The sequence below is a fragment of the Rouxiella chamberiensis genome, assembly GCF_026967475.1.
GTDB lineage: Bacteria > Pseudomonadota > Gammaproteobacteria > Enterobacterales > Enterobacteriaceae > Rouxiella > Rouxiella chamberiensis.
Genome location: NZ_CP114058.1, coordinates 3,970,499 through 3,988,929 on the forward strand (window position 1 = coordinate 3,970,499; position 18,431 = coordinate 3,988,929).

At 56.5% G+C, this 18,431-nt stretch carries 8 protein-coding genes and 6 pseudogenes; 12 read left to right on the plus strand and 2 right to left on the minus strand.

Annotation, left to right across the window (positions count from 1 at the left end; all coding sequences use genetic code 11):
• Positions 1-6 precede the first annotated feature (6 nt).
• Positions 7-216, plus strand: coding sequence for a hypothetical protein (locus O1V66_RS18465; protein ID WP_045048694.1), 210 nt, complete (start codon positions 7-9; stop codon positions 214-216).
• Positions 217-326: 110 nt separating this feature from the next.
• The gene (rhaT, locus tag O1V66_RS18470; protein WP_045048693.1) at positions 327-1,361 is read left to right on the plus strand and encodes an L-rhamnose/proton symporter RhaT; all 1,035 of its coding nucleotides are present in this window, start codon (positions 327-329) and stop codon (positions 1,359-1,361) included.
• Here the strand turns inward: rhaT and rhaR are convergent.
• Positions 1,315-2,184, minus strand: a complete 870-nt coding sequence (gene rhaR / locus O1V66_RS18475; protein WP_045048692.1) for an HTH-type transcriptional activator RhaR — start codon at positions 2,182-2,184, stop codon at positions 1,315-1,317. The two genes, rhaT and rhaR, sit on opposite strands and share 47 nt — an antisense overlap.
• A gap of 12 nt (positions 2,185-2,196) precedes the next feature.
• A pseudogene (gene rhaS, locus O1V66_RS18480) lies at positions 2,197-3,020 on the minus strand (HTH-type transcriptional activator RhaS).
• Between the two features lie 313 nt (positions 3,021-3,333).
• Between rhaS and rhaB the strand changes: the two are divergent.
• The 10 genes and pseudogenes from rhaB to glgP all read left to right on the plus strand — a co-directional run bounded on the left by rhaB (position 3,334) and on the right by glgP (position 18,419).
• Positions 3,334-4,790: pseudogene (gene rhaB / locus O1V66_RS18485) on the plus strand (rhamnulokinase).
• A pseudogene (locus O1V66_RS18490) lies at positions 4,787-6,042 on the plus strand (L-rhamnose isomerase). The pseudogenes rhaB and O1V66_RS18490 overlap by 4 nt, the downstream one beginning before the upstream one ends.
• A gap of 9 nt (positions 6,043-6,051) precedes the next feature.
• Entirely contained in the window at positions 6,052-6,894 is an 843-nt protein-coding gene (gene rhaD, locus O1V66_RS18495) for a rhamnulose-1-phosphate aldolase (RefSeq protein ID WP_045048688.1), read from the plus strand.
• A complete protein-coding gene (gene rhaM / locus O1V66_RS18500; RefSeq protein ID WP_045048687.1) occupies positions 6,884-7,198 on the plus strand; it encodes an L-rhamnose mutarotase in 315 nt (104 codons plus the stop codon). Before rhaD ends, rhaM begins: the two co-directional genes overlap by 11 nt.
• A gap of 255 nt (positions 7,199-7,453) precedes the next feature.
• A complete protein-coding gene (gene asd / locus O1V66_RS18505) occupies positions 7,454-8,557 on the plus strand; it encodes an aspartate-semialdehyde dehydrogenase (protein ID WP_045048686.1) in 1,104 nt (367 codons plus the stop codon).
• A gap of 400 nt (positions 8,558-8,957) precedes the next feature.
• Positions 8,958-11,143 (plus strand): annotated as a pseudogene (gene glgB / locus O1V66_RS18510) (1,4-alpha-glucan branching protein GlgB).
• Positions 11,143-13,129, plus strand: a pseudogene (gene glgX / locus O1V66_RS18515) (glycogen debranching protein GlgX). Before glgB ends, glgX begins: the two co-directional pseudogenes overlap by 1 nt.
• Before the next feature lie 24 nt (positions 13,130-13,153).
• Positions 13,154-14,430, plus strand: a pseudogene (gene glgC, locus O1V66_RS18520) (glucose-1-phosphate adenylyltransferase).
• Between the two features lie 83 nt (positions 14,431-14,513).
• Positions 14,514-15,944, plus strand: a complete 1,431-nt coding sequence (glgA, locus tag O1V66_RS18525; protein ID WP_045048682.1) for a glycogen synthase GlgA — start codon at positions 14,514-14,516, stop codon at positions 15,942-15,944.
• 27 nt (positions 15,945-15,971) lie between these two features.
• A complete protein-coding gene (gene glgP / locus O1V66_RS18530) occupies positions 15,972-18,419 on the plus strand; it encodes a glycogen phosphorylase (RefSeq protein WP_045048681.1) in 2,448 nt (815 codons plus the stop codon).
• Positions 18,420-18,431 lie beyond the last annotated feature (12 nt).

Consider the following 18,431-nt stretch of genomic DNA (forward strand, 5'->3'; position numbering starts at 1 on the left):
TTCAACATGACGCAGTTTTCGGCGCGCGACCTTTTCGTTATTGCCACAGAAATGGTCAGCATGGCAAAAATGGGCGGGTTGGCACAATCTACCCTGCAAAACGTCTCTTTGGCCTTTTGGGGCAAGGCGGGAGCTGAAAACGGCCAAAAACGGGCAGAAAGAGAATTTGTGATCGCTGTCGGTGAAATCTCGTTAATTTCGCCAGAATTATCGTAGGGTGGGCAACCATACAGAGGTTGCGCGTGGTGACAACTCCTTAGACTCCTTCGTATGCAGGAAGCCGCTTATTTCCTGTTCGCCTCAACTCTACGAAGGAATAAACAAAAATGAATAACGCAATCCTGCTAGGCATTATGTGGCACTTTATCGGCGCCACCAGTGCGGCCTGTTTCTATGCTCCCTTCAAAAAAGTACGCAACTGGTCCTGGGAAACCATGTGGTCGGTAGGCGGCGTCATGTCGTGGCTCATCCTGCCGTGGGCGGTCAGCGCCATTCTGCTGCCCGATTTTTGGCAATATTATCGCTCGTTCAGCCTTTCCACGCTGCTGCCGGTGTTTCTGTTTGGTGCCATGTGGGGCATCGGGAACATCAATTACGGATTGACCATGCGCTATCTCGGCATGTCGATGGGGATTGGTATCGCGATTGGCGTGACGCTGGTGGTCGGCACGCTCATGACACCTCTGCTGCAAGGCCGTTTTGTCGAACTGTTCAGCTCGGCTGGCGGGCGGTTAACCTTGCTGGGTGTTCTGGTTGCTCTGGTGGGCGTCGCCATCGTTTCGCGGGCGGGGTTGCTGAAAGAGCGGGCGATGGGCGTGACCGCGCAGGAGTTCAACCTGAAAAAAGGGCTGGTTCTCGCGGTGTTGTGCGGTATTTTCTCCGCAGGCATGTCTTTCGCCATGGACGCCGCCAAACCCATGCATGAGGCTGCCGCGGCGCTCGGCATCGACCCGCTTTATGTGGCGTTGCCAAGCTACGTGGTGATTATGGGCGGCGGGGCCATCGTCAATCTGGCCTACTGCTTCATTCGTCTGGCAACCAAAAAAGAGCTGTCAGTCAAGGCCGATTTCTCGGTGGCGAAACCTCTGCTGCTGGCGAATGTCTGCTTTGCGCTGCTCGGCGGCACCATGTGGTATCTGCAATTCTTCTTCTATGCCTGGGGCCACGCCAGAATTCCGGCGCAGTACGACTTCATCAGCTGGATGCTGCACATGAGTTTCTATGTGCTGTGTGGCGGGTTGGTCGGGTTGATCATGAAAGAGTGGAAAAACGTCGGTCAGCGTCCGGTGGGCGTATTGAGCGTGGGTTGTCTGGTCATCGTGATGGCGGCGAATATAGTAGGGCTGGGGATGGCGTCCTGAATTGCTGACGCCACGCGCTTGGCGTCATGCCAGTTTCACGCGTAAATACCACGGAAAAATAGTTGCTGTCGTCAAAGCCGCAGGAGGCAGCAACTTCCCCAATCAGGCGTTCGCTGCTGCGCAGCAGATGCTTCGCCTGACACAGTTGCAGCTGGCGCAGATAGTGGCCAATGCTCATTCCCGTTTGCTGTCGAAACAACTGCTTTAATCCCCGTTCGGATAGGGCATTCTGCCGGCAAAAAGTGGCCAGACAGAGATTTTTGCCGACGTCCGCCTGAATGGCCGACATCAGTAGATCCAGCTGTTCCCCTTCCGGCAGGGCATAGGCGCGGTCGGCGGCGTAGCGATGGCGTTTGAGAATCAGCGCCAATTGCAGAAACAGCGCTTCGGTAAGTTGCAGGGAAAGCACGTCGGTTTTACGACACTCCTGCACCAGCTGCAAAATCACGCCACGCGCAAGCGCCATGCCGCGCGTGGTCAATCGCCAGTGTGCGGAACCTTCCTCCTCCTCGCGAGGCAGCATTTCAGACCAGTTCAGCCCCAGCTTGAAGCGCTCGGGGCAGTAGATGATGTTGTCGAGTACCAAATCATTGACCGCATCGTAGCTGTGGCAGTCCGTCTCGCGAATATAGAAAATATCGCCACAGGTCACGAGCCACGGCCGATCGTTCAATACGTGCAGGCCGTTGCCGCGCCACACAATCACGATTTCGCAAAATTCATGGGTGTGGGGCGGAAAGGACGGCTGCGGCGCGCGATCGGCGACCGCCACCGGCATCAGGTCCGAGGGAATATAGTCGGCTTTCGGCAGACGAAGGGTCATAGGGCCTCGCATTCAGTTCATATGCTGGCGGACATTGCGCGGCGCGTAGCCAAATTCGCGCTTGAACAGCGTCGAAAAATGGTTGCTGTCGCCGAAACCGCATTGAAAGGCAATGTCTGTCACCCGCATGTCGCTGTGGCGCAGCAGATGCCGCGATTGCAGCAGGCGCAGCCGGTTAAGGTAGCGCTGCGGCGTGCTACCGGTCTGTTGTTTCAATTGACGATGCAGCGTGCGCAGCGACAGCGAAAAGTGGCTCGCGACCTCGTCCCAGTCAATCTCTTCGCTGTAATGTTCGTTAAGCCAGTCGAGGAGATGCCGCAGACGACTCTCCTGATTGCTGCTCTCCTGCATGCTGCGGCCCTGGCGCAACAACACCAGCAACTGCATAAAGCGCAACTCCTGTTCGGCCTGCTCTTCCAGCGAAAAAGTTCCGCCTTGCGCGGCAGTTGCGCGATCAGCGCCTTGGCCTGCGCCATCACTTTATTGTTGATTCGCCAAAGCGACGGATAATTGCCGTCACTTTCCTGCGGCAGCAGGTCGCGTAATCCGGAAAGAAAACGGAACGCGTCGGGACCGCGATACAGCACATTGGTCAGGTGCAGATTGTCGGTCTGTTCATACAGATGGCGGTCGTGATCCCGCACGAAACAGACGCAGCCGCCGCATAATGTCTGCGGCTGACCATTAAAGACGTGGATGCCGCTGCCTTGCTCGACGAGCACAATCTCATGAAAATCATGATGATGTTCGGGAAAGGCGCTCTGTGGCGCGCGAGGCTCCACGGCAATTGAAAATCCACCGGCCGGGAAAAAATCAACGCTGTGCAAGATGGTCATTTTTAACACCTCATTAATAAATTCGTAACCGATGGTAATAATGCACGCAGAACTTTACCTTGAATTTTTGACGGTGAAATCATCTTGGCAGACGGATTTTTCAAGAAGCAGGGGAAATGATTCAGAAATGCGGCAAGCGTCACAGCTTGCCGGGGCCGGAGCAAAAGAAAAAAGTGTGAGCTGCTTCAAGGCTATCTTTGCGCAATTGCCAGCCTGTGTTGTGCATTGGCAGTTACGAAAAGGCGGGAAATCTGGCGGATTTTAGACTGGTGTCATTCATCAGCCGGGAAGAAATCCAATGACCCTTCGCCATATTGTTGCTATTGACCTTGGGGCCTCCAGTGGCCGCATCATGCTGGCCCGCTCCGACCTCGAACAGGGCCTGCTGACGCTGCGCGAAGTCAGCCGTTTTGCCAATCATCTGGTACATATCGATGAACATGAATGCTGGGATGTTGACGCGCTGGAGCAGGCCATTCGGGCCGGTTTGCAGCAGCTGGACGACGAAGGTATCACGCTGGACAGTCTCGGCATCGATACCTGGGGTGTCGATTTTGTGTTACTGGATGCCGATGGACAGCGTCTGGCACCCGCTGTCTCTTATCGCGACAGGCGCACGCATGGTGTAATGGCAAAGGCGCAGGCCGAACTGAGCCGCGAGGCGATTTACAAACAGACCGGCATTCAGTTTCTGCCGTTCAACAGCCTGTATCAAATGCGTGCCGTGACTCAGCACCAGCCCGAGCTGGTTGACGCTATCGCGCACGTGCTGCAAATCCCCGATTATCTGCATTATCGTCTGACCGGCGAGCTGTGCTGGGAATACACCAACGCCACGACCACCCAGATGCTGAATATCGAAAGCGGCGAATGGGACAGCAAACTGCTGCATTGGGCGGGGGCGAAAGCGGCGTGGTTTGGCCGCCCGTCACAGCCTGGCCACACCGTAGGAAGCTGGACCAACGCGCACGGCAAGGCAGTGCCCGTGATTGCCGTCGCCACTCACGACACCGCGAGCGCGGTGCTCGGTACGCCGCTCGCGGAAGCCGATGCGGCCTATCTCTCTTCGGGCACCTGGTCGCTGATGGGCTTCGAAAGCCCCGCACCCTTTACCGGCCGCGCGGCGCTCGAGGCCAATATCACCAATGAAGGCGGTGCAGAAGGCCGCTATCGGGTGCTGAAAAACATCATGGGTCTATGGCTGTTGCAGCGCGTGTGCGACGAGTTGCACATCGACGATTTCTGTCCGCTTATCGACGAGGCTTCTCGGCAACCCGCCTGCCGCTGGCTCGTCAATCCCAACGACGACCGCTTTATCAACCCTTCCAGCATGGTGCGCGAGATTCAGGACGCCTGTGTCGAAAATGCCATGCCTCAGCCGCAGACGGCCGCCGAACTGGCGCGCTGCATCTTCGACAGTCTGGCGCTGCTTTATCGTCAGGTGCTTGACGAGCTGGCCATCGTGCGCGGCAGACCCTTTACCCAGCTGCATATCGTCGGCGGCGGCTGCCAGAACCATTTCCTCAATCAGCTGTGCGCCAACGCCTGCAATCTGCCGGTGATGGCCGGTCCCATTGAAGCATCGACGCTCGGCAATATTGGCTGTCAGCTTATCGCGCTGGGCGACATTCAAGACGTCGGCGCCTTCCGCCAGCACGTTGCCGAACATTTTCCGCCACATCAAATCTATCCGCATTCCGATAGCGTCTTCGCTGCCCACTGGCCGCGTTTTCAGGCGCTGAGCCAACCCAAAAGGAATTCTGCTTATGACCAAGCTTATCGACCAGGCATTTGAACTGGCAAAACAACGCTTTGCCGCCGTGGGCGTGGATGTCGATGCCGCGCTGGCAAAACTCGACACTCTGCCAATCTCGATGCACTGCTGGCAGGGCGATGATGTACGCGGTTTCGAGAATCCGCAGGGCGCGCTGACCGGCGGTATTCAGGCGACCGGCAATTATCCCGGTCGTGCCACCAACGCCGTTGAACTGCGCGCCGATCTGGACAAGGCGATGTCGCTTATCCCCGGTCCCAAACGTCTCAACCTGCACGCTATCTACCTTGAAAGTGATTCGCCGGTCGAGCGCACGGATATCGAGCCGAAACATTTTAGCAACTGGGTCGAATGGGCCAAAAAGACGGCATCGGGCTGGACTTCAACCCGACCTGTTTCTCCCATGAACACAGCGCCGACGGGTTTACGCTTTCCAGCGCCAGCGCGGAAATCCGCCAGTTCTGGATTGAGCACTGCAAGGCCAGCCGCAAGGTTTCCGCCTCGTTCGGCGAACAGCTCGGCACGCCGTCGGTGATGAATATCTGGGTGCCGGACGGCATGAAAGACCTGACCGTTGACCGTTTGGGTCCGCGCCAGCGCCTGATGAATTCCCTCGACGAGATAATCAAAGAGAAACTGGATCCGGCGCAGCACATCGATGCGGTCGAAAGCAAGCTGTTCGGCATCGGCGCGGAAAGCTACACCGTCGGGTCCAACGAATTTTTCCTGGGCTACGCCGCCAGCCGCCAGACCGCGCTCACGCTCGATGCCGGCCATTTCCATCCGACCGAAGTCATTTCCGACAAGATTTCCACCGCGATGCTTTATGTTCCGCGTCTGCTGCTGCACGTCAGCCGTCCGGTGCGCTGGGACAGCGATCACGTGGTCATTCTGGATGACGAAACCCAGGCCATCGCCAACGAAATAGTTCGAAACCAGCTGTTCGACAAGGTCCATATCGGCCTCGACTTCTTCGATGCCTCGATTAACCGCATTGCCGCCTGGGTCATCGGTACGCGCAACGCCAAAAAAGCGCTGCTGCGCGCGCTGCTGGAACCTGTCGATCAACTGCGCAAGGCCGAAAACGAAGGCGACTACACCCTGCGTCTGGCGCTGCTCGAAGAACAGAAATCGCTGCCGTGGCAGGCGGTGTGGGAAACCTATTGTCTGCGCAACGACGTGCCCGCCGATGCAGGCTGGATAACCGATGTGCGCCGTTACGAACAACAAATACTCCGTCAACGTTAAGGATTTATCATGCAAAGCATTCTTTCTTCGTGGTTTGTGCAGGGAATGGTGAAGGCCACCGGCGATATGTGGTTGAAGGGGTGGGACGAACGCAACGGCGGCAATATCAGCCTGCGTCTTCTCGAAGAGGAAGTGGCACCGTTCCAGGCCGATTTTGTTGCCGAACCGCGCCGCATCGAACTTACCCAGCCTGCGCCCGCGCTGGGCAACTGCTGGTTTCTGGTTACCGGCTCCGGCAAGTTTTTCCGCAACGTGCAGCTGGATCCGGCCGACAGTCTGGTGTTGCTGAAAGTCAGCGCGGACGGATTGTCGTATCAAATTCACTGGGGGCTGGTGAACGGCGGCGTGCCAACGTCCGAACTGGCCTCGCATTTCCAGTCGCACTGCGTGCGCAAACAGCTGACCAACGGCAGCGACCGCGTGATCATGCATTGTCACGCGACCAACTTTATTGCCCTGAGCTATGTGCTTGAGCTGGACGCCGCCCGTTTCACCCGCCAACTGTGGGAAGGCAGCACTGAATGTCTGGTGGTGTTCCCGGACGGCGTGGGGATTGTGCCGTGGATGGTTCCGGGCACCGACGGCATCGGCGAGAAAACCGCGGAGCAGATGAAATCGCACAGTCTGGTGCTATGGCCGTTCCACGGCATTTTTGGTGCAGGCCCTACGCTGGACGAGACGTTTGGTCTGATAGACACCGCCGAAAAGTCCTCGGAAGTGCTGGTAAAAGTCATCTCGATGGGCGGGATGAAGCAGACCATTTCCACACAGGAGCTTATCGCGCTCGGCAAACGTTTTGGCGTAACGCCGTGGCCCGAGGCGCTGCATCTGGATAAACGCCATGTTGCGTAAAGCCTTCGTCATGCAGGTTCATCCGCACGCGCATGAAGAGTATGCGCGGCGGCATGCGCCTATCTGGCCCGAGCTTGAACAGACGCTGAAAGCGCACGGCGCGCATCACTACAGCATTTTTCTGGATGACACCCGAGATTTGCTGTTTGCCGTGGTGGAAATCGAATCGCAGGCGCGCTGGGACGCCGTGGCGCAAACCGAAGTCTGCCAACGCTGGTGGGCTTCGATGAGCGAACTGATGCCGTCCAATCCGGATAACAGCCCGGTCAGTCAGGCACTGAAACCCGTGTTTTATCTTGAGTAACTACCCTCCTCTGCGCTTCGACGCGGAGGAGGGGTATTTTGCCCGCCCTCATCCCTCAATATAAGCAGCGCTGCTAACAAAGCGGCTGGTATCGATTAAATTCACTTGCCACCCGGCGTACATTTTGTAAGGTATACACTCGCGCGCTTACGGGGCAGCAGGCTGCACTTTTCCTCTTCAAATGCGGAAAAATGAGCCAAAAAGGTGCAGACGCGCAATACATGCAGTTATTACCCTCAGGGCAGGACAGTAATTATGAAAAATGTAGGTTTCATCGGTTGGCGCGGTATGGTCGGTTCTGTGCTTATGCAACGCATGGCAGAAGAGCGCGATTTCGACGCCATTCGTCCGGTATTCTTCTCAACCTCGCAGCACGGTCAGCCGTCGCCGGTCTTTGCCGGTCATCAGGGCACGCTGCAGGATGCCTTTGATGTCGATGCGCTTGCCGCGCTGGACATCATCATCACCTGTCAGGGCGGGGACTATACCAATGAAATCTATCCGAAGCTGCGCGCTACCGGCTGGAAGGGCTACTGGATTGACGCCGCGTCTTCGCTGAGAATGAAAGACGATGCCATCATCATTCTTGATCCGGTCAACAAGGCCGTGATTCAGGAAGGCATCGACAAAGGCATCAAAACCTTCGTCGGCGGTAACTGTACCGTCAGTCTGATGCTGATGTCGCTGGGCGGCCTGTTCGCAAACGATCTTGTCGAATGGGCATCGGTTGCAACCTATCAGGCGGCTTCCGGCGGCGGTGCGCGTCACATGCGCGAACTGCTGACCCAAATGGGCATGCTGCACAACGCTGTAGCCAAAGAGCTTGAAAGCCCGGCTTCCGCCATTCTGGACATCGAGCGCAAGGTCACTGAACTGACGCGCGGCGGCACCTTGCCGACCGACAACTTCGGCGTTCCGCTGGCAGGCGGCCTGATCCCGTGGATCGACAAACAACTCGACAACGGTCAGACCAAGGAAGAGTGGAAAGGGCAGGCCGAAACCAACAAGATCCTGCGCACCTCCAACATTATTCCGGTTGACGGCCTCTGCGTACGTATCGGCGCACTGCGCTGCCACAGCCAGGCGTTTACCCTGAAACTGAAAAAAGACGTCTCGATTCCAGAAATCGAACAGATTCTGGCGACGCACAACGACTGGGTTCGCGTGATCCCGAACGACCGCGAGCTGTCAATGCGCGAGCTGACTCCCGCTGCCGTGACCGGCACGCTGAATACGCCGGTCGGCCGTCTTCGCAAGCTGAATATGGGACCAGAATACCTGTCGGCCTTCACCGTCGGCGACCAGCTTCTCTGGGGCGCTGCCGAACCGCTGCGCCGTATGCTGCGTATTCTGCTGTAAATTTAAATCAGTACCAGAAAAAGGGATGCCCGGGGGTGTCCCTTTTTTATTGCCGCAAGGCTGTGTTTTAGTCTGTTTTTTAGACGATTGGCAGTGTGATGTTTTTGATAAAAATTTGTTGAAATTCATGCGTTGCAGTTGGAAAGCTTTGGCTATGCTTAGTAGAAGCTGCTTAAGAATTTGAGTATGGCATTTGTCTGTTTTTTTAAAAATTGTGAATGAGAGCAGACATTGTTGGCCGAAACTGAGCATATTAAGGAGAAGGGTAATTTTCACGGGTTTAATCTGGCAAATGGGCTTATTTTCAGGATGAAAGCACGACGCTAAAGGAAAACACGATCGGGCCGACACAATGATCGCTATTGGTTTTGTTGATGAATTAATCACAGGATGAAACACCATGCCAGTACTTCCCGACCAGCACGTCATTAACCAAATTATCTCCGGCCGCTATGCGGATCCCTTTTCATTGTTAGGGATGCATCAAGTCGCCGCAGGATTGGAAGTGCGTGCTCTTTTACCGGATGCCGATCAGGTTTGGGTCATTGATACCCAAAAGCAGAGTCGGGTCGCGGAACTGCGTCGCGCCGACACTCGCGGCTTTTTCGTCGGCCTGATGGGCCGCCGCAGGAAATTTTTCCGCTACCAGCTGGAAGTTCGCTGGGGCGATGACACCTATATTATCGACGATGCCTACTGTTTCGGCACGCTGTTGCAGGAGCTTGACGTCTGGCTGCTGTCTGAAGGCACGCACCTGCGCCCGTACGAAAAGCTGGGCGCACACCCGATTACACTCGATGGCGTGGAAGGGGTAAGCTTTGCCGTCTGGGCGCCCAACGCGACCCGTATTTCCGTCGTCGGCGAATTCAACTTCTGGGACGGCCGTCGCCACCCTATGCGTCTGCGCCGTGAAAACGGCATGTGGGAGCTGTTCATTCCGGCCGTGAAAGAAGGCCAACTCTACAAGTTCGAGATTATCGACTGCCACGGCAATATGAGCCTGCGCGCGGATCCCTACGCCTTCGAGGCGCAGATGCGCCCGGATACCGCGTCGGTTATTCGCCACCTGCCTGCGCCCGTTGCCCATTCTCCGGCGCGAAAAAAGCCAACGCCCTGAATCAGCCGGTTTCCGTTTATGAAGTGCACCTTGGCTCATGGCGTCGCCATACCGATGACAATTTCTGGCTAAGCTACGGCGAATTGGCCGAGCAACTGGTCTCTTACGTCAAATGGATGGGTTTCACGCATATCGAGCTGATGCCTATCAACGAACACCCGTTCGACGGCAGCTGGGGTTATCAGCCACTGGGCATGTACGCGCCAACGCGCCGCTATGGTTCGCCGACAGAGTTCAAGGCCTTTATCGATGCGGCGCACGACGCCGGTCTGAACGTGATTCTGGATTGGGTGCCCGGCCACTTCCCGAGCGATGCCTACGGGCTGGCCGAGTTTGACGGCACTGCGCTGTATGAATATGCCGATCCGCGCGAAGGTTATCATCAGGACTGGAACACGCTCATCTATAACTATGGCCGTCATGAAGTACGCAACTATCTGGCGGGAAACGGGTTTTACTGGATTGAACGTTACGGCATCGATGGCCTGCGTGTCGATGCCGTCGCCTCGATGATCTATCGCGACTACAGCCGCAAACAGGGCGAATGGATCCCGAACTATTACGGCGGACGCGAGAATCTCGAAGCCATCGCCTTCCTGAGCTATACCAACCAGACCATCGGCCGCGAACTGGGCGGCGCTGTCACCCTCGCCGAAGAGTCCACCGACTATCCGGGCGTGACCCTGCCGCCGGAAGCCAACGGGCTGGGTTTCCACTACAAGTGGAACATGGGCTGGATGAACGACACGCTGCGCTACATGCAGCTTGATCCGGTGCATCGCAAATATCATCACAATCTGCTGACGTTCGGCATGGCCTACGCCTACACCGAAAACTTCATGCTGCCGCTTTCCCACGACGAAGTGGTGCACGGCAAAGGCTCGCTGATTCACAAAATGCCCGGCGACGCGTGGCAGAAATTTGCCAACCTGCGCGCCTATTACGGCTTTATGTGGGCGCATCCGGGTAAAAAACTGCTGTTTATGGGCTGCGAGTTTGCGCAGGGCCGCGAATGGAACTTCAACCAGAGTCTCGACTGGCATCTTCTTGATGACCCTACCGGCTGGCATCGCGGTGTGCAGCACGTGGTGCGCGACCTCAATCACTGTTATCAGGAGCAGTCGGCGCTGTACGAGCTGGACTATAACCCGCGCGGTTTCGAGTGGCTGGTGGTAGACGACCATGAGAACTCGATTTTTGCCTTTGCTCGCCGCGACGAGAGCGGCAATGAAGTTATCGTGGTCAGCAACTTCACGCCGGTGCCGCGTCAGGACTATCGCATTGGCGTGGACCGTCCGGGGCGTTATCAGGAAATCCTCAATACCGATTCGCAGTATTACTGCGGCAGCAACGTGGGTAATCAGGGCGAAGTGCAAACCGAGCCGCAGCCGAGTCATCACCGCGAGCACTCCATTTCGCTGGTCATTCCGCCATTGGCCACGATTTACCTGCGACGGGAGGACTGGTAATGACCACGCTTCAGCCCGGTAAAGCCACGCCATTTGGCGCACTTTTTGACGGAAAAGGCGTCAATTTCTGCCTGTTTTCGGCCGGTGCTGAAAAGATTGAACTGTGCCTGTTCGATGCGTCGGGCAATGAAAAACGTCATATTCTGCCCGCGCGAACCGGCAACCTGTGGCACGGCTATCTGCCGGGCGGCAAAGTGGGCCAGCGCTATGGGTTCCGCGCTCACGGCAAATTCAACCCGGCCAAGGGGTTGCGTTTTAATCCAGCCAAACTGCTTATCGACCCGAGCGCCCGCGCGCTTGAGGGCCAACTGCGCAACGATCCGCGGTTAAACGGCGGTATCGACAAACCGGACCCGCGCGACAGTGCCAAAGCGGTGCCCAAATCGATTGTCACCCATGAGGAATTTGACTGGCAAAACGACGTTGCGCCGCAGATTCCCTGGGGCGAAACGGTAATTTATGAGGCGCATATACGGGGTCTGACCCAGCTGCATCCGGATATTCCCGAAGATATTCGCGGCACCTATGCCGCACTCGGCCATCCGGTCATGATTGCCTATTTAAAGAAACTCGGCATTACTGCGCTGGAACTTCTGCCAGTGCAGCATCATGCCGATGAACCGCGCCTGCAACGGCTCGGCCTGAGTAATTACTGGGGTTACAACGTGCTGGCGCCGTGGGCGCTGGAGCCTGGCTATGCCAGCGAGCTCGACGGCGTGAGTGCCGCCCGCGAGTTTAAAACCGCCATCAGGGCGCTGCATCGGGCGGGCATCGAAGTGCTGCTCGACGTCGTGTTCAATCACACCGCCGAGCTGGACATCGAAGGCCCGACGGTGTCGCTGCGCGGGCTGGATAACCGTTCCTGGTACTGGCTCAACGACGACGGCAGCGACAACAACATGACCGGTTGCGGCAATGCGATGCGGCTGGTGGACAAGGACATTGTCGACTGGACGATAGCCAGCCTGCGCCATTGGGTCGAGGAGTTTCACGTTGACGGTTTTCGATTCGATCTCGGCACCCTGCTTGGCCGAAACGCCAGCCTACAGCAAAGTGTCGCCGCTTTTCCTCGCCATCAATGCCGACCCGCTGTTAAGCGGCTGCAAGCTGATTGCCGAACCCTGGGACATCGGCGAAAACGGGTATCAGGTCGGGAATTTCCCGGCACCTTTCGCCGAATGGAGCGATCGCTTTCGCGATGACATGCGCAAATTCTGGCTGCTGGGTGATCTCTCGCTCGGCGGCTTTGCGCAGCGTTTTGCCGCTTCGGCAGACTTGTTCAGACACGATGGCCGCCTGCCTTGCGCCGCCATCAATATGTTGACCGCGCACGACGGCTTTACGCTTCGCGATCTGCTCAGTTTTAGCCGCAAACATAATTTTGCCAATGGCGAACATAATCGCGACGGGCATGACAACAACTACAGTCAGAATCATGGCGAAGAGGGACTGAATGTCTCCGACGCCGTGGCGATGCAGCGCCGTCTTAGCCAGCGCGCGCTGCTCGCCACCCTGTTTTTATCGCAGGGCACGCCGATGCTGCTGGCGGGTGACGAATTCGGTCATTCGCAGCAGGGCAACAATAATGCCTACTGTCAGGACAATGCCCTGACCTGGCTTGACTGGCAGAGTGCCGACACGTCTCTCGTCGAGTACGTCAGCGCGCTCTCTGCCCTGCGAAAAAATTCCGGCCTTGATGAACAATCAGTGGTGGCAGGAAACGTCAGACGATGTGCAATGGCTGGACGGCTCGGGTGAGCCGATGAATAAAAAAACTGGGAACTCTGCGGACAGCAGTGTCTGCAAATTCGTTTATCCGATCGCTGGTTACTGGTGGTCAATTCATCACTAAATGACGTTGAAATGACATTACCAGAGGGCCGCTGGCAGTGTGTTGCGCCTTTTGACAATGAACAGCAAAACGTCAGGGAAGGCTCGTCTTGGCGAGTGACGGCTAAAACGCTCTGCGTATTGACCCAAGGTTAGCAGGGCATCAGGAAGGGTTCAGCTATGGCTACGTTAGAATTCAATGACCGCATGATGTTGGCGAGGCAACTGCCTCTCAAATCGGTAGCGCTGATCCTGGCAGGGGGAGAGGATCACGTCTCAAGGATTTGACCAATACCCGTGCCAAACCGGCTGTTCATTTTGGCGGCAAGTTTCGCATTATCGATTTTGCGTTATCGAACTGTCTCAACTCGGGGATCCGCCGGATAGGCGTGATAACCCAGTACCAGTCGCACACGCTGGTACAGCATATTCAGCGCGGGTGGTCTTTTCTCAATGAAGAGATGAACGAGTTTGTCGACCTGCTTCCCGCCCAGCAGCGCATGACCACCGAAAACTGGTACAAGGGGACCGCCGATGCGGTGTATCAGAATCTGGATATCATTCGTCGCTATAACGCGGAGTATGTGGTGATCCTCGCGGGGGATCATATCTACAAGATGGATTACTCGCGCATGCTTATCGATCACGTCGAAAAAGGCGGCGAGTGCACGGTGGCCTGTCTTGAAGTCCCGATAGAAGAAGCGACCGAATTTGGTGTGATCGACATCACCGCCGACTACCAGATCAAGTCGTTTCTGGAAAAACCCAAGGATCCGCCCTGCATTCCCGGTCAGCCCGATAAGGCAATGGCGAGCATGGGGGTCTATATTTTCAATGCGGAGTATCTCTTCAGACTGCTGGAAGAAGATATGGCCAACGACAAGTCCAGTCACGATTTCGGCAAGGATCTGATCCCCGAGATTACGCGGCAGGGCGTGGCGTGGGCGCATCCGTTCCAGTTGTCCTGTGTCACCTCGAACAGCGAGTTGCCGCCTTACTGGCGCGATGTGGGTACGATTGACGCCTACTGGCGGGCCAATCTGGACCTGGCCTCGGTAACGCCGGAACTGGATATGTACGACACCAACTGGCCGATTAGAACCCACATGGAACCGCTGCCACCTGCCAAGTTTGTGCAGGATCGATCCGGAAGTCATGGCATGACCATGAACTCGCTGGTGTCGGGCGGCTGTATCGTATCGGGCTCTGTGGTGGTGCATTCGGTGCTATTTCCACGCGTGCGCATTAATTCATTTTGCAATATCGACTCAAGCATCCTATTACCTGATGTCAATGTCGGCCGCTCCTGCCGTTTGCGTCGCTGTGTGATAGACAGGGCTTGCCATATCCCCGAAGGCATGGTGATTGGAGAGAATGCAGAGGAAGACAGCAAGCGTTTTTATCGATCGGAGAGCGGGATTGTCCTGGTGACCCGCAGCATGCTGGCGAAACTATAAAGCCGGCCATCCGATGGAGTTATTCACTTATTTCAGTTCGCGCCATTCGAGGTGTCTGGCGCGATGAAAATTCAGGAGCGAGAATGCAGGTTTTACATGTTTGTTCCGAGCTGTTTCCTCTGTTGAAAACGGGCGGGCTGGCCGATGTGGCCGGCGCACTGCCTGCGGCGCAAATCGCCGAGGGTGATGACGTTCGCGTACTGATTCCGGGCTTCCCGGATGTCAAAAAGGGCATCGGGGATACGCAGCTGGTTGCGTCGATTGATACCTTTGCCGGTCATGTCGATCTCCGCTACGCGCTGTTTGAGGGCGTCGGGATTTACGTCATCGATACGCCTGAACTTTATAATCGTCCGGGCAGTCCGTATCACGATCAGTCTTCCAACGCCTACGTGGACAACCATCTGCGTTTCGCGCTGCTGGGCTGGATAGCCTGTGAGCTGGCCTGCGGTCTGGACGGGTTCTGGCGGCCCGAAGTTGTGCATTCGCACGACTGGCACGCGGGTCTGGCCTCTGCCTATATCGTGGCGCGCGGACGTCCCGCAAAAACGGTCTTTACCGTTCACAATCTGGCGTTCCAGGGGCTGTTCTATGCGCAGCACCTGCAGCAGCTGCAAATTCCCCAGGAATTCTTCCAGATGCACGGGCTGGAATTCTATGGGCAGATCTCGTTCCTCAAGGCCGGACTGTTCTACTCCGATCACGTGACCACGGTCAGCCCGACGTATGCCAAAGAGATAACCCAGCCGGCGTTTGGCTATGGCATGGAATCCTTGCTGCTCGAACGACAGAGCGAAGGCAAGTTGACCGGGATACTCAACGGCGTCGACGAGGCAATCTGGGAGCCGAGCAATGACGTGCTGCTTTCTGCGCGCTACAGCGCGGAAGATCTGCGCGCCAAAGCCATCAACAAAACCTATTTACAGCGCGCGATGGGGCTGGATGTCGACAGCTCGCGTCTGGTGTTTGCCGTCGTCAGCCGCCTGACCAGCCAGAAAGGGCTGGACCTGGTACTCGAAGGTCTGCCGGAACTGCTGGAGCAGGGCGGGCAACTGGCGGTGCTGGGCGCAGGTGACGCCGTGCTGCAACAGGCGTTTCTGGCCGTTGCCGCCGAGCATCCGGGTCAGGTCGGCGTGCAGCTGGGTTATCACGAAGCCTTCTCGCACCGCATTATTGCCGGTGCCGACGTCATCATGGTGCCGAGCCGCTTCGAGCCTTGCGGCCTGACTCAGCTGTATGGCCTGAAATACGGCACGCTGCCGCTGGTCCGCCGCACCGGAGGACTGGCGGACTCCGTTACCGACTGCTCGCTGGAAAATCTGGCCGACGGCACTGCCAGCGGGTTTGTATTTGAAGACAGCACCGGCAAGGCGCTGGGCGGCGCGATTCGACGAGCCTTTGTGCTGTGGACACGTCCCAAGCACTGGAAACATGTGCAGCAGCATGCCATGGGTATCGACTTCAGCTGGAAAGTGGCCGCACAGGCGTATAAAAGTCTCTATCAACGTCTCTGAACCACCTTGAATTGGGAACGTAACGCTATGACTTTACCGATTAACTATACCTCGCCGACCGTCAGCGTTGAGGCGCTTAAGCATTCCATTGCCTATAAGCTGATGTTTATTCTTGGAAAGGATCCGTCCGTTGCCAACCAGCATGACTGGCTGAACGCCACATTGTTTGCGGTACGCGATCGCATGGTCGAGCGCTGGTTGCGTTCCAATCGCGCGCAGCTTTCACAGGATGTGCGACAGGTGTACTACCTGTCGATGGAATTTTTAATCGGGCGGACCCTGTCGAACGCGCTGCTTTCAATGGGTATCTACGATGATATCAAGCAGGCGCTCGACGAAATGGGGCTGGACCTCGAAGAGTTGATTGGTGAAGAGAATGATCCGGGGCTTGGTAACGGCGGCCTTGGGCGTCTGGCTGCCTGTTTCCTCGACTCGCTGGCGACGCTGGCGCTGCCGGGACGCGGTTACGGTATTCGTTATGAGTACGGCATGTTCGCGCAGAATATCGTAAACGGCGAACAGCGCGAATCGCCGGATTACTGGCTGGAATACGGCAATCCCTGGGAGTTCCAGCGTTATAATACCCGCTACAAGGTCAGATTCGGCGGCAGATTGCAGCATGAAGGCTCGAAAACCCGCTGGCTGGAGACGGAAGAGGTGGTCGCGGTCGCCTATGATCAGGTCATTCCCGGCTTTGATACCGATGCCACCAACACGCTGCGGTTGTGGGGCGCGCAGGCCAGTAACGAAATCAACCTCGGCAAGTTTAATCAGGGCGACTATTTTGCCGCCGTGGAAGACAAAAACCATTCCGAAAACGTGTCGCGCGTGCTGTATCCCGACGACTCGACCTATTCGGGCCGCGAGCTGCGGTTACGGCAGGAATATTTTCTGGTGTCGGCGACGGTGCAGGACATTCTGGTCCGTCACTACAACACCCACAAAACGTTCAATAATCTGGCCGACAAGATTTCCATTCACCTCAACGATACGCACCCGGTCTTGTCCATTCCCGAACTGATGCGTCTGCTGGTGGATGAACACAAGGTGAGTTGGCTGTCGGCATGGGACACGGTGAGCCGCGTGTTCTCCTACACCAACCACACGCTGATGACGGAGGCGCTGGAAACCTGGCCGGTAGATATGCTCGGCAAGATCCTGCCGCGTCATCTGCAGATTATTTTCGAAATCAATGAACACTTCCTCAACCACGTCGAAGAGGTGTTCCCGGGCGACGATGCCCTGAAATCCCGCGTCTCGATTATAGACGAGTACAACGGACGCAAGGTGCGTATGGCGTGGCTGGCGGTGATTGCCAGCCATAAAGTCAACGGCGTCTCGGCGCTGCACTCTGATTTGATGGTGCAGTCGCTGTTTGCCGACTTTGCCAAAATCTATCCTGACCGCTTCCTGAACATGACCAACGGCGTGACGCCGCGCCGCTGGCTGGGTCTGGCCAACAAGCCGCTGGCCGCGCTGCTGGACGACGCTATCGGCCACACCTGGCGTACCGATCTCAGTCAGCTTGCCGAACTGAAGCAGGATATCGACTATCCCAGCTTCCTCAAGGCGCTGCAAAAGGCCAAATACGAAAACAAAAAGCGTCTCGCGGCCTATGTCGGCGAAAAGCTGAACGTGGTTATCGATCCGCACAGTCTGTTCGACGTGCAGATAAAGCGCATTCACGAATATAAACGCCAGTTGCTCAACGTGTTACACGTGATTACCCGTTATAACCGCATCATTGACGAACCCGACGCCAACGTGGTGCCGCGCACGGTTATCTTTGCCGGCAAGGCGGCCTCGGCCTATTACGCGGCGAAACAGATAATCCATCTGATCAACGACGTCGCCGACGTGATCAACAACGATCCCCGCATGCAGCACAAACTGAAAGTAGTGTTTATTCCAAACTACAGTGTGAGTCTGGCGCAGCTTATTATTCCGGCGGCGGATCTTTCCGAACAGATCTCACTGGCAGGAACGGAAGCATCGGGCACCAGTAACATGAAGTTTGCCCTGAACGGTGCGCTGACTATCGGCACGCTGGACGGTGCCAACGTCGAGATGCTGGAGCATGTAGGCGAGGAAAATATCTTTATCTTCGGCAATACGACGCCCGAAGTCGAGGCGCTGCGTAAAAACGGCTACAACGCGCATGAGTATTACGACAAGGATCCAGAATTGCACAAGGTGTTGACGCAGATAGCAACGGGTGTGTTCAGCCCGGAGGATCCTAGACGCTATCACAACCTGTTCGACAGCCTGGTCAATCTTGGCGATCACTATCAGCTGCTGGCGGATTATCGCAGCTATGTGGATACGCAGGATAAAGTGGACGAACTCTATAAACAGCCGGACGAATGGTCACGTCGCGCCCTGCTGAATATCGCCAATATGGGGTATTTCTCGTCTGACAGAACCATCAGCGAATACGCCGAAAAAATCTGGAATATCAAACCCGTCCGGCTTTAAAACATCCCTCTG

Coding starts and splice junctions, on each gene's coding strand:
- O1V66_RS18465 (WP_045048694.1), top strand. CDS start 7: ATGACGCAGTTTTCGGCGCGCGACCTTTTCGTTATTGCCACAGAAATG.
- rhaT (WP_045048693.1), top strand. CDS start 327: ATGAATAACGCAATCCTGCTAGGCATTATGTGGCACTTTATCGGCGCC.
- rhaR (WP_045048692.1), bottom strand. CDS start 2,184: ATGACCCTTCGTCTGCCGAAAGCCGACTATATTCCCTCGGACCTGATG.
- rhaD (WP_045048688.1), top strand. CDS start 6,052: ATGCAAAGCATTCTTTCTTCGTGGTTTGTGCAGGGAATGGTGAAGGCC.
- rhaM (WP_045048687.1), top strand. CDS start 6,884: ATGTTGCGTAAAGCCTTCGTCATGCAGGTTCATCCGCACGCGCATGAA.
- asd (WP_045048686.1), top strand. CDS start 7,454: ATGAAAAATGTAGGTTTCATCGGTTGGCGCGGTATGGTCGGTTCTGTG.
- glgA (WP_045048682.1), top strand. CDS start 14,514: ATGCAGGTTTTACATGTTTGTTCCGAGCTGTTTCCTCTGTTGAAAACG.
- glgP (WP_045048681.1), top strand. CDS start 15,972: ATGACTTTACCGATTAACTATACCTCGCCGACCGTCAGCGTTGAGGCG.